At 70.0% G+C, this 12630-nt stretch carries 9 protein-coding genes; 5 read left to right on the top strand and 4 right to left on the bottom strand.

Features of this window, described 5'->3' with window-relative positions:
* The first annotated feature begins 1 nt into the window (after window position 1).
* Window positions 2–778, top strand: coding sequence for a thioesterase II family protein (locus tag Phou_RS10650; RefSeq protein WP_173055813.1), 777 nt, complete (start codon window positions 2–4; stop codon window positions 776–778).
* On the top strand, window positions 765–3776 hold the full coding sequence (locus Phou_RS10645; protein WP_218578937.1) for a non-ribosomal peptide synthetase: 3012 nt from the start codon (window positions 765–767) through the stop codon (window positions 3774–3776). Before Phou_RS10650 ends, Phou_RS10645 begins: the two co-directional genes overlap by 14 nt.
* Before the next feature lie 24 nt (window positions 3777–3800).
* Here Phou_RS10645 and Phou_RS10640 read toward each other — a convergent pair whose 3' ends face one another.
* From Phou_RS10640 to Phou_RS10630, 3 genes are all read right to left on the bottom strand, one after another.
* Window positions 3801–4061, bottom strand: coding sequence for an acyl carrier protein (locus tag Phou_RS10640; RefSeq protein ID WP_173055811.1), 261 nt, complete (start codon window positions 4059–4061; stop codon window positions 3801–3803).
* Window positions 4051–5535, bottom strand: coding sequence for a class I adenylate-forming enzyme family protein (locus Phou_RS10635; RefSeq protein ID WP_246273477.1), 1485 nt, complete (start codon window positions 5533–5535; stop codon window positions 4051–4053). The genes Phou_RS10640 and Phou_RS10635 overlap by 11 nt, the downstream gene beginning before the upstream one ends.
* A gap of 128 nt (window positions 5536–5663) precedes the next feature.
* On the bottom strand, window positions 5664–6833 hold the full coding sequence (locus Phou_RS10630) for a cytochrome P450 (protein ID WP_173055807.1): 1170 nt from the start codon (window positions 6831–6833) through the stop codon (window positions 5664–5666).
* A 355-nt stretch (window positions 6834–7188) separates the two neighbouring features.
* On the opposite strand from Phou_RS10630, the gene Phou_RS10625 reads away from it, so the two are divergent.
* Together Phou_RS10625 and Phou_RS10620 are read left to right on the top strand one after the other, a co-directional pair.
* Window positions 7189–9018, top strand: a complete 1830-nt coding sequence (locus Phou_RS10625) for a carbamoyltransferase C-terminal domain-containing protein (RefSeq protein WP_173055805.1) — start codon at window positions 7189–7191, stop codon at window positions 9016–9018.
* A 345-nt stretch (window positions 9019–9363) separates the two neighbouring features.
* Window positions 9364–11241, top strand: coding sequence for a carbamoyltransferase C-terminal domain-containing protein (locus tag Phou_RS10620; RefSeq protein WP_173055803.1), 1878 nt, complete (start codon window positions 9364–9366; stop codon window positions 11239–11241).
* Between the two features lie 21 nt (window positions 11242–11262).
* On the opposite strand, the gene Phou_RS10615 is transcribed toward Phou_RS10620, so the two are convergent.
* Window positions 11263–11574: a hypothetical protein gene (locus tag Phou_RS10615; RefSeq protein WP_173052340.1), complete on the bottom strand. Its 312-nt coding sequence runs from the start codon at window positions 11572–11574 to the stop codon at window positions 11263–11265.
* On the opposite strand from Phou_RS10615, the gene Phou_RS10610 reads away from it, so the two are divergent.
* Window positions 11490–12629: a class I adenylate-forming enzyme family protein gene (locus Phou_RS10610; protein ID WP_173055801.1), complete on the top strand. Its 1140-nt coding sequence runs from the start codon at window positions 11490–11492 to the stop codon at window positions 12627–12629. The two genes, Phou_RS10615 and Phou_RS10610, sit on opposite strands and share 85 nt — an antisense overlap.
* Window position 12630 lies beyond the last annotated feature (1 nt).

The following is a 12630-nucleotide window of genomic DNA, read 5'->3' as shown; positions in this document are numbered from 1 at the left end:
GGTGGAGACGGTGGGCGGCTGGGCACAGACCTACCAGCCGCGCCACCCCGCTCCGGCGCTCCGGCTGTTCGGCTTCCCGTACGCCGGTGCCGGCGCCTCCACCTACGCCGGGTGGCGGTTGCCGGACGAGCTGGCGGCCGAGGTGTGGGCGGTGCAGCCGCCGGGCCGGGAGACGCGCGCCAGGGAAGGGCTGATCCGGCGGATCGAGCCGTACGTCGAGGCCTGCGCGGACGGCCTCGCCGCCCTGATGGACCGGCCCTTCGCCTTCTTCGGGCACAGCATGGGCGCGCTCGTCGCGGTGGAGCTGACCCGACTGCTGCGCCGGCGCGGGGCAGCGCTGCCGGTCCACCTGTTCGTCTCCGCACACCGCGCACCCGGCCGGCCGCCCAAACGCGGCCCGATGAGCCGCCTGCCCGACGACGAGTTCGTGGCCCGCCTGCTGGAGGGAGCCGGCGACTCCCCGGTGGCGATCCGCGATCCCGAGCTGTTGCTGGCGTTTGCCGGCATCACCCGGGTCGACCTGGAGCTGTGCGAACGCCACCCGCACCGGCCGCAGGCACCCCTCGATACGCCCTTGACCTGCTTCGCCGCCGTCGACGACTCGGAGGTGGACGTGGCCGACGTCGCGGCGTGGGAGCACCACACGACCGGGGCGTACCGGCTGCGCACGTTCACCGGCGGTCACCTGTTTCTGGCCGAGCACGGGGCTCGCATCCTCGCCGACGTGGCAACCGACCTGGCCAGGATCTCGACGAGGAGGGTTCGTGCCGGTGGATGAGCAGAGCGGGCTCACGGCCGCGTCGGACGTACAGCACGGGATCTGGTTCACCGAGCGCTCCGGTGCCGCCGGGGCCGCGTACCACCTGGCCATGGCGGTGCGCTTCGGCGGGGAGATCGACGTGGCGGCGCTGCGCCGGGCGTGTGACGCGGTGGTGGCCCGGCACAGCGCGCTCGGCAGCGTGCTCACGGAGCGCGACGGCCGGCTGTGTCTCGTACCCGCCGCACGCCCGCCCAGGCTGGAGATCGCCGACCTCGCCGGCGACGACCTGACGGCGGCGGTGGCGCGCCCGTTCGACCTGGCGCGGGGACCGCTGGCGCGGCTGATGCTGCTGTGCCGCCCGTCGGCACCGCCGGTCCTGCTCGTCGTGGCGCATCACGCCGTGTTCGACGGGACCTCCAAGGAGATCCTGCTGCGTGATCTCGCCGACGCCTACGGTGCCGAGCGTGGAGCGGTGGCGACGACCGCCGTGCCAGCGCCGCTGCCGCCGGCGCGGCCGGACGACGGGGCCCGGGAGTACTGGCGGTCGCGGTGGCGGGAGCCGCGCGATCCGGTCCTGCCCGGCCTGCGCCGCGCGGTGGACGCGGCCGAGCCGGGGACGAGCACCGACATCGTGCTGGACGAGGACCTGCCGCGGCGCATGGCGGAGACCTGCCGGCTGATCGGCGTCACGCGGTTCGAGTTGCTGCTCACCGCCGTACTGGCATTGCTGCACCGCTACGGCGATCCCGAACCGGTGGTCGCCATCGACGTGTCGACCCGCGGCGAAGGCAACGCCGGCGCGGTGGGCCCGTTCGTGAACGAGCTGCCGGTCTTCTCCCCGCCGCCGGTCGGGACGTGCCGCGACTTCGCCCGTGCGGTACGGGCCGAGCTGCGCGAGCTGTACCGATTCAGGCGGACCGCGGTGGCACGCACCGTACCGGGACTGCGGCCCCGGCCGGCGCTCGCCCCGGTGTCGCTCAGCTACCGCCGCCGCGAGCCGGGGACACCGTGCTTCGGCGACGTACCCACCACTGTGGACTGGACGGTCTTCAGCGGAACCGCCCGCAACGCGCTGCACATCCAGGTGGTGGACGACGGCTCGACGCTCGCCATGAGCCTGCAGCACCCGTCGGAGGCGTTCGAGCCGGGGACGGCGGCGGCGATCGGCGGTCACCTGCGCACCGTCCTCGCGACGATGGTGGCCGACCCGGACGCGCCGGTGGCTGGCCTGCCGATACTTCAGGGCGCGGAGCTGCACAAGCTGCTGCACGCGTGGAACGCGACGGAGCGGCCGTACCCTCCACATTCGACGGTGGTCGGCCTCTTCGAGGCGCAGGCCGCGGCGACGCCGGACGCTCCCGCGGTGATGTGCGACGGGCAGCCGATGAGCTACCGGGAGCTGGCGGCGGCGGTCCGGCGGCTCGCGGGGCAGCTGCGGGCCAGGGGTGTGGCCGGTGGAGTCGTCGCGGTCCGGATGCCCCGGTCGGCCGACCTGGTCGTGTCGATCCTCGCGATCGCGCGCGCCGGTGCGGCGTTCCTGCCACTCGACCCGCGCCATCCCGAGGCGCGGCAGCAGCGCATCCTGGCCGAGGCGCGCCCGGTGCTGGTACTCACCGGCGCGGACCTCGACAGCCGGGTGAACGGCGCGGCGCCGGGCGGCGACCCCGAGCCCGGTCCGGCCGACCTCGCCTACGTCATCTACACCTCCGGCTCCACCGGCGAGCCCAAGGGAGTCGCCGTCAGCCACGGCGCGCTGGCCAACCTGCTGCAGGCGATGCGCGACGCGGTGGGCTGGGGTCCGGCGGACCCGTGGCTGGCACACACCGCCCTGTCGTTCGACATCGCCGCGCTGGAGCTGCTGGCGCCGTTGGTCGCCGGTGCCACCACCGTTGTCGCGACCGACGGCGAGGCGGCCGACGGCCGGGCGCTCGTCGGGCTGATCCGCCGTCACGGGATCACCCGGGTGCAGGCGACCCCGTCCGGCTGGCGCATGCTCGTCGACGCCGGAATCGGCGACGGTCCGGAGCGCCACACCACCGTGGCGCTGGCCGGCGGCGAGACCCTTCCGGGTGCGCTCGCGCGGGAGGTCGGTGGCCGGGTCGCGCGGCTGTTCAACGTGTACGGACCGACCGAGACGACGATCTGGTCCACTGTGGCCGAACTACCCGCGGACGTCGGCGACGGCGAGGTGACGATCGGCAGGCCGATCGCCAACACCCGCGTGTACGTGCTGGACGCCGCCGCGCAACCGGTGCCCGTGGGTCTGCCTGGCGAGCTCTACATCGGCGGGCGGGGCGTCGCCGAGGGGTACCGGGGGCGGCCGGACCTGACCGTCGAACGCTTCCGGGCCGACCCGCACGGGCCGGCGGGCGCCCGGGTGTACCGCACCGGTGACCGGGTCCGGTACCTGGCCGACGGGCGTCTTGTGTTCCTCGGGCGCGTGGACAACCAGGTGAAGATCCGGGGACACCGGGTGGAGCTGGGCGAGATCGAGGCGCGGCTGCTCGAGCACCCCGCCGTCGCCGAGGCCGCCGTGGTCCTCACCGGAGCCGGTCGAGGCGACCCGCAGCTCGTGGCGTACCTCCGCTACCGCCGCGGCATGCCCGCGCTCGACGCCGCCACGCTGCGCCAGCACGCGGGGCAGACGCTTCCGGCCGTGATGGTTCCCGCCGTGTGGGTCACGCTCGACACGTTTCCGGTCACCTTCAACGGCAAGCTCGACCGCTCAGCGCTGCCCGCACCGCCGCGGCCGCAGGCACCCGCCGCCGGATCCACCGTGCCGGGGCCCGCGGACGGCGTGCTCGCGCAGGTCCAGGCGATGTGGAGTGAGGCGCTGGACGGCGCCGACATCGGACTGGACCAGGACCTCTTCGAGCTCGGCGCACACTCGTTGACCGTCATCATGGTGTCGAACCGGATCGAGCAGGCGTTCGCGGTGAGCGTTTCGCCGGCGGTGTTCTACGAGACCCCGACGGTCTCGGCGATCGCCGAGGAGGTCGTGCGGCTCCGGGCGTGACCGGTGCGGGACCGCGGGCCGGGGTCAGCGGCCGGCGGCGGAGACCTCGGCGAGGTAGACGGCGATGGAGTCGACGGTCTGCGTGAGCGCGACCGGCACCTCCGCGGTGAGGTCCAGCTCGATGCCGAAGTCGTCCTCGATCGCGTCGATCAGCCGCATGATGCCCAGCGAGGTCATGCCCAGGGCGCTGAACGGGACTTCCGCCGCCAGAGCGTCCTCGAGGCTGATCTCCCCGTCGGTGGCGGCGACGACAAGGTCGGCCAGCCTTCGGCGCTCATCGTTCAACGTGGACACTCCTTCGCACCGCCGCGCCCGCCTGCTCGCCTTCCGGCGTGAAGAGCGGGGAGAGGTGCCTCTTGACGACCTTGCCAGCGGGGTTGCGGGGGAGCTGGTCGACGAAGACGACGTGGGCCGGCACCTCGTACGGCGCGAGCCGGTCCAGCAGGAATGCGCGCAGGTCGCTGGCGCGCAGCGGTGACCGCGCGACGATCGCGGTGGCGACGGCCGTGCCCAGCACCGGATGTGGCACGCCCAGCACGGCGGCGTCGAGCACGTCCGGATGTTCGAAGAGCGCGGCTTCCACGTGCAGGGTGGACACCTTGTGCGCACCGGCTTTGATGACGTCGGGGTCGCGGTCGGTCAGGTAGAGGAAGCCCTCGCCGTCGACCCGGCCGCGGTCGCCCATCCGTACCCAGCCGTCCTGGAAGACGGCCTGGCTGGCGGCCTCGTCCCGGAAGTAGTGGCGGGAGTGGCGGTTGCGCAGCCAGACGTCGCCGACCTCGCCGGTTGGCAGCGGCTCGCCGTCGGTACCCCTGATCATCAGCCCCTCCGCGATCGGGCGGCCGACCGAGTCGGGGCGCTTGGGGTCGAAGATCATCGCTGTATGGGCGGGTGCGGCTTCGGTGGAGGTGTAGTAGTTGACGATGACTGCGCGGGGCAGGAGGCCGGCGAGCGTGGCCGCGACGGACGGCGGCAGCGGCGCGGCGGTCGAACCCAGCAGCCGTACGGCGGACAGGTCACGTCCGGTGAGTGCGCCCGAGTTGATCAGCTCGATCGCCATCGCCGGCACGACGAAGATCGAACCGACGCGGTACGCCTCGGCAAGCCGTGCGAAGCGCGCCGGCGTGAAGTGCGGCAGCGTCAACGCCGCCGGCTTGGCGTCCAGCGCGTTGACCAGCATGGTCTGGCCGGCGTTCGTCCCGATCGGAAACGCGTGCAGGAAGTGTTCGGAGTGTGCCAGCGGCCGGCGCCCGCCGCGCGCCGCCGCACCGGCGACAAGGTTTCGGTGGCTCGCCGCCACGCCTTTCGGGCGCCCGGTGGTCCCGGATGTGTAAAGGATCTGGGCGAGGTCGCCCGCGTTCAGGCGCACGCTGCCGGCGCGATCGGGCGGCCCCTGCAGGTCCGCGAGGGTACGCCGCCACGAGGTCACCTCCGGCGCGGGATGCTGCGCGGAATGCAGCACTCCCACCGCGCCGCAGTGGTCGAGCAGGTACCGCAGGTCGGCGGCGGGAGCCTGCTCGGGGCAGGGCACGCAGACGCCACCGGCGCGCTGGACCGCGCAGTAGGCGATGGCGTACTCGATCCAGTCCCGGCTCGTGAAGAGCAGCCCCACCCGATCGCCGCGGCGCAGGCCCGACTCGAGCAGCCCGCCAGCCGCCGTGTCGACGGCACCGCGCCACTGGGCGAAGGTGAGCGTGCCGACGCCGAAGGTCTCGATGGCCACCCGGTCCGGCTCCAGGTCCGCCCTGGCCGCCAGCATCGCCGGCAGAGTATGCGCCCCCGTCCGGGTCATGGCTCAGCCCTCACGCCCAGCAGCACACCACGCCCGCCGGTCGCCGACTTGTCGCAGGTTCATGCGACTGGTTGCCGCCGCGGCCCTCGTGTGGCTCAATACGCCCGCCAGCTCCCGTCCATCGCGGTGAACCGCAGGATCGACAGCTCCGGCGCGTACGCGACGTGGTGCGCGGTGAACGCGGCCCGCGCCTCGACGAGCGCGCCCACAACCCCCACGAGGCAGCTCCGCACCGCGTCGGCGCCGAGGCAGTAGTGGCGGCCGAGGCCGAACGCGACGTGCGGGCTCTGCCGCGCGGCAAGGGACGTGGGGTCGGGAAAGGCCCGGGGGTCCAGGTTGGCCGCCGCGAGGCCGAGGAAGATCCTTGTCTCGGCCGGGACCTCGTGACCGGCCAGCCGCGCCGGCTCGGTGGTGAAACGGCGCGCGAAGCGGAACGGGGTGGCGAGCCGGAGCACTTCCTCGGCGATCGTCTCGGGCGCCAGCGCGGCCAACTCCCGCGGCCCGACGGTGAGTGCGAGGGTGCCGAGGACCGAGACGAGCGGGTCGTACGCGCCGGTGATCGTCTGGGCGAGGGTGGCCGATGCCGACTCGAACCCGAGTGCCGGGTCGTCGGCGATGGCGCGCAGCGCGCGCAGGTAGCGGGTGGAGCCCTGCGCCGACGGCAGGGCGCGCTCAAGCCAGCTGGCGAGATCCCGCTGCGCCGTGACGGCGTCGGCCGCCCGGGCGTCGTCCAGGATCGGCCAGGCGAGCTCACGGACGATCACCGTCGCCCGGTCGATGAGCACCGCCGCCTCGTCCGCGTGAACGTCCAGAATGGTGCCGACCAGCGACGCCGCGATGGGCTCCGCGACCCGCTCCAGCCAGGAGAACGAGCTGCCGGCGGTCTGCCGCTGCGCCTCCCGGAGATGGTCAGCGGCATTGCCGGCCACGACCTCGACGATGTCGGTCATCGACCTGGTCAGGTACCGCCGGAGGCGCCGGTGGTAGTCGCCGTCCGAAAACAGTGGCCACCGGGCGTAGTGGGCCTTCATCGCCAGCTGGATCTCCCGCGCGGCCGGCGGCAGCGAGTCGAGGGCCAACAGGTCGCGTTGCGGACGCTTGGTCGTCAGTCCGGCGGCGGGAAGCAGCGCACGCACCTCCCGGTGCCGCACGATGATCAGCTCTCCGGTTTGGGCATCGACGATGTCCTGACCGGCTTCGGCGATCTGGCGAAAAGTGTCCGCCACGTCGACGCCGGTGTAATCGCTGAGCATGTCAATGTTCACGGCGCATTCCATTCCGGAGGATCGGCCGCGGCAGCCGGAATCGGTGTCGGATTCACCTAACCAGAGGCCACCGTTCGGGGCTGTCCCTGGATCTAGTGACGGCTGTCAAAAGGTGTCGCTCGATAAAGTAAACAGTGGATTCCTTTCTTCTGGGGCGACTCTTCTGGGGGCGAAGCGATGAGGGACGGCTACTACGTTTCGACATACCTGACGCCCCCGGGCTGCCTTACGTCCTCAACCTCCGCGCCCGCCACGACAACAACGTGTCTTTGTGGCAGAAGTCGGGGGTGTGGTGCGGTTGGTGGGTTATTGGCCGGTCGAGCGGTTGTCGGGGTGGCGTCGTCATGGGGCGGCGGTGGCCGACGAGGTGTCGGGTGACGGGCTGGTGGCGTCGTTGTTGGCGTCGGTAGGGGTCGATGTCGGCGACGTGGTCGAGTTTTGGGGGACACCCGGGATAGGCGGCGACCGCTATGTGGATGTGAGCGGTGACTACGCCGATGTCGACCTCCCGCCGCACAGCCTGGCGCACATTTTCAGCTGCGCGCTGCTGGACACCGAGGTGACCCGGTCGATGCCCGTGCTGGCGATGGCGGTCGACGGCGGACCGGACTCCGTGCTGGCCAGGGCGGATTACAGGTCCTCGTTCGCCGGTGCGTACTTTTCTCCCGGCCAATCTCCCGACAAGGTTTCTTGGTTTTCGGTGGGTTCGCCGGCGCGGTTGTTTACGGCGGCGCGTCATCGGTTTGGTTTGCGTGAGGGTACGTTGATGGCGTTGGCTTCGGCGGCGTCGTGTGATGCTGATGTGGGTGGGTTGCGGGACGAGGCGTTGCGGGAGTTGTCGTTTTCTGGTCGGGCGGCGACGCTTTTGGTTGAGTGTGAGCGTTTTGTTGGGCGTTTGCATGATGCGGTGGTGGAGGCTGGTTGGGTGCCGGATCATCGGTTCACGCCTGAGGAGCAGGTGATGAGTGCGGTGATGAAGGAGATCCAGCGGATTTCGCTTGCGGTGATGGAGCGGAATATTGATGAGGCGTGTGACCGGTTCGGTATTGATCCGGGTGTTACGGCTTTGGCGTTGGCTGGTGGGTTCGCGTTGAACTGTCCGACGAATAGTGCGTTGATGGACAGGTACGGGTTTGCGCGGTTGTTGACACCGCCGTGTGTGGACGATAGCGGCCAGTCTTTGGGTATCGCGTTGGGCGCGTTCTTCCGCCGTTGTGGTACGGATTTTTCGTTCCGTTTCCCGGGCGCCTACGTCGGACACGAAGACGTTGATGTGACTGCCGCGTTGGCTGGTTTTGAGGGGTTCATCGCGGAGGTTCGGCCGGCCAGTGTGGCGGACGTGGTCGCGGATTTGCGGTCGGGTGCGGCGGTGGTGTGGTTGGACGGGCGTGCCGAGCTGGGCCCGCGGGCGCTGGGGCACCGGTCGATCCTGGCTGATCCGACCCGGTTGGCCTCGAAGGACGAGTTGAACCGGCTCAAGCAGCGGCAGTGGTGGCGGCCGGTCGCTCCGATCATCCGGGAAGAGGACCACGCCGACTGGTTCGAAAACCCGCGGCCCTCGCCCTACATGTTGGAGACCTTTACCGTCCGCGGTGACCGTGAGCATCTGGTGCCGGCGATCGCGCATCTGGACCGGTCGGCGCGGGTGCAGACCCTGACCGCGCGGCAGGATCCGGTCCTGCATCAGATCCTGACCGGTTTTGCTGAAGCGACCGGGGTGCCGCTGCTGTGTAACACGTCGTTGAACGACAAAGGCGAGCCGATCATCGACACCATCCCGCAGGCGATCAACTTCTGTCTACGGAAGAACCTGCCGTTCGCCTACCTCAACCAGCACCGGATCACGTTCACCAACGCCGCCCGGTACCAGTCGACCCAGCCGTTGCCGCGCACCACGAAACCGTTCGAACGCGACCCGGCACACATCACCAAACTCGCCGAACAACTCAACCCGACCGGCCTGGACGACCTCTACCTACACGTCTGGCTCCGCTACCCACTCCTACGCCGCAAATTCGACCTCACCAACCCACGAAACGCCACCATCCTCAAAAAGACCATCGACACCTGGCTCGCCAAAGACCCCCAACTCGACGAGGGGATCAGGCTGTGGATCAAGCGCGCGACCGGCGCGACCGACGCCATGGCCGGTGAGCTGGCGACGCCGACCGGAGGGGAGGGCTAGACCATGCCCCAGACAGAGGCCGACGCCCCACCGCTGTCCCGACTCCTCGGCGCCGTCGCGGACGCCCTGGACATCGACCCGCCTGACGGCTCCGCGAGCTTCCAGGACCTGGGGGCGACTCGCTGTCGGCCATCGTCATCGTCGAGACGCTCGGCGACGAAGGGCTGCACGTGGACATCGAAGAGCTCTCCTCGACCATGCCGCTGCGCCAGGTCACGGTCCTGCACCAGGCATGACGCAACAAGCCGCGATGAGGGACGGCTACTACGTCTCCACCTACCTGACCCCACCCGGCCTTCCCCATGTCCTGGACACCTGGCTTCGCCACAACACGAACGTGTCTTTGTGGCAGAAGTCGGGGGTGTGGTGCGGTTGGTGGGTTATTGGCCGGTCGACCGGTTGTCGGGCTGGCGTCGTCATGGGGCGGCGGTCGCTGACGAGGTGTCCGGTGACGGGCTTGTGGCGTCGCTGTTGGCGTCAGTGGGTGTCGATGTCGGCGACGTGGTGGAGTTTTGGGGGACGCCCGGGATAGGCGGCGACCGCTATGTCGACGTCAGCGGCGACTACGCCGACGCCGACCTGCCACCGCACAGCCTCGCGCACGTCTTCAGCTGCGCCTTGCTCGACACCGACGTTGCCAGCTCGATGCCCGTGCTGGCGATGGCCGTCGACGGCGGCCCCGACTCCGACGCCGTCCTCGCCACGAAGGACTACCCGTCATCCTGCGCCGGTGCCTATTTCGTGGAGGGGCGGGTTTCTTGGTTTTCGGTGGGTTCGCCGGCGCGGTTGTTTACGGCGGCGCGTCATCGGTTTGGTTTGCGTGAGGGTACGTTGATGGCGTTGGCTTCGGCGGCGTCGTGTGATGCTGATGTGGGTGGGTTGCGGGACGAGGCGTTGCGGGAGTTGTCGTTTTCTGGTCGGGCGGCGACGCTTTTGGTTGAGTGTGAGCGTTTTGTTGGGCGTTTGCATGATGCGGTGGTGGAGGCTGGTTGGGTGCCGGATCATCGGTTCACGCCTGAGGAGCAGGTGATGAGTGCGGTGATGAAGGAGATCCAGCGGATTTCGCTTGCGGTGATGGAGCGGAATATTGATGAGGCGTGTGACCGGTTCGGTATTGATCCGGGTGTTACGGCTTTGGCGTTGGCTGGTGGGTTCGCGTTGAACTGTCCGACGAATAGTGCGTTGATGGACAGGTACGGGTTTGCGCGGTTGTTGACACCGCCGTGTGTGGACGATAGCGGCCAGTCTTTGGGTATCGCGTTGGGCGCGTTCTTCCGCCGTTGTGGTACGGATTTTTCGTTCCGTTTCCCGGGCGCCTACGTCGGACACGAAGACGTTGATGTGACTGCCGCGTTGGCTGGTTTTGAGGGGTTCATCGCGGAGGTTCGGCCGGCCAGTGTGGCGGACGTGGTCGCGGATTTGCGGTCGGGTGCGGCGGTGGTGTGGTTGGACGGGCGTGCCGAGCTGGGCCCGCGGGCGCTGGGGCACCGGTCGATCCTGGCTGATCCGACCCGGTTGGCCTCGAAGGACGAGTTGAACCGGCTCAAGCAGCGGCAGTGGTGGCGGCCGGTCGCTCCGATCATCCGGGAAGAGGACCACGCCGACTGGTTCGAAAACCCGCGGCCCTCGCCCTACATGTTGGAGACCTTTACCGTCCGCGGTGACCGTGAGCATCTGGTGCCGGCGATCGCGCATCTGGACCGGTCGGCGCGGGTGCAGACCCTGACCGCGCGGCAGGATCCGGTCCTGCATCAGATCCTGACCGGTTTTGCTGAAGCGACCGGGGTGCCGCTGCTGTGTAACACGTCGTTGAACGACAAAGGCGAGCCGATCATCGACACCATCCCGCAGGCGATCAACTTCTGTCTACGGAAGAACCTGCCGTTCGCCTACCTCAACCAGCACCGGATCACGTTCACCAACGCCGCCCGGTACCAGTCGACCCAGCCGTTGCCGCGCACCACGAAACCGTTCGAACGCGACCCGGCACACATCACCAAACTCGCCGAACAACTCAACCCGACCGGCCTGGACGACCTCTACCTACACGTCTGGCTCCGCTACCCACTCCTACGCCGCAAATTCGACCTCACCAACCCACGAAACGCCACCATCCTCAAAAAGACCATCGACACCTGGCTCGCCAAAGACCCCCAACTGCGGCGGCTCTTCACCGCGTGGATTTACCAGGCGCACAACCCCAGGACGCGGAAACCGCGCTGAAGCACGCTGGAGATGGCTATGTCAGAAACGGCGACCGTCGCGCAGCTCATCGCCCACCGGGTGTTCACGCCGGCCGGAGGCGGTCTCGCGGACATCGATGGCGCGACCGCGGTGCGGCCACTGCTGCTGGACGCCGTCCGGCGTGCGGAGCGACTGCGCCGAGCGGGTGTCCGCACCGGCGACCGGATGGCGGTCACCCTCGCCGGCCGCCCGTGGCGGTCCATCGCGGTGGACTACCTCGCCTGCGCGTGGATCGGGGCGGTCGCGGTCCTCATCAACGACGAGCGGCTCCTGCGGCTCGTCGACGGCCCGGTCGGGCGGTTCGACGAGCACCTCACCCGGAGCCGGCCGAGCCGAGGGCTACCGGCCGGGCCCGTCCGGCGCCCGACGACCCACTGGACATCGTCTTCAGCTCGGGCACGACCGGCGTACCGAAACCGGCGGTCTTCCATCACCGGGACTGGCCCTTCCGGCCGTCCGGTACGGCTGGGAGCGCCGTCGTGCACTGCGGCATTCCGTTCGGCACCTCGACCGGCGTGCACGGCATCCTCCTGCGGCACCTCGCGGTGGGTGCGCTCAGCGCCGCCGCCAAAGACCCGGCGCAGGTGCCCGATCTCGTCGAGAGGTTCGGTTGCCGTGAGCTGGTCGTGACGCCGTACGCCCTGCGCAAGCTGCTCGCGGCGGGCCTGCCGCCGGCGGCGTCGAGCCGGATCACCACGGTCAAGGTGGTGGCCGGCCCACTCTCCGAACAGCTCGCCTCGGCGGCGATGGACGCGTTTCCGGCGGCCCGGATCTTCTCGATCTACGGCGCTACCGAGCTCGGCGCCGCGATCTTCACGCGCCTCGCCAAGCGCGGCGAGTCCGACGTGCTGGGCGTGCCGAGCCCGGGCACGAAAGCCCGGATCGTGGACGACCACGGGGGCGTGGCTCCACCCGGAACGGTCGGCGAGATCCAGGTCTCCCACCACGCGGGCGATCCGGCCCCAGCCGGCCGGAGCTGGATCGGCACCGGAGACCTGGGCTACCTGGACGAGCGGGGACGGGTGCATCTGGTCGGGCGGGCCAAGGAGATCGTGTTTCTGCCCGGCGGGCGAGCGGTCCTCACCGAGATCGAAGAACGCCTGAGCGGGCGACCGTACATCAAGGACTGTGCCGTGGCGGCGATCGACGGCGCCGGGGGATGGGACGGACTGGGCGCCTGTGTCGTGCTCGGTGACGGCGGCGGCGAGCCGGAAGCGTTCGCCGCGGTGGCCGGCATCGGTCCGCCGATCTCCCGGGTGCGGGTCGTTTCGGCAATCCCGCGCACTCCCGTCGGCAAGCCCATTCGTGCCGAGCTGTGGCGGCTGCTCACAGCTCCGGAAGCGGTCGAGGTGCCGGCCCGCGGGTAGC

The organism is Phytohabitans houttuyneae, assembly GCF_011764425.1.
Taxonomy (GTDB): Bacteria; Actinomycetota; Actinomycetes; order Mycobacteriales; family Micromonosporaceae; genus Phytohabitans; species Phytohabitans houttuyneae.
The sequence above is the reverse complement of the archived record's forward strand: the minus strand, read 5'-3'. Positions and strand labels throughout refer to the sequence as shown.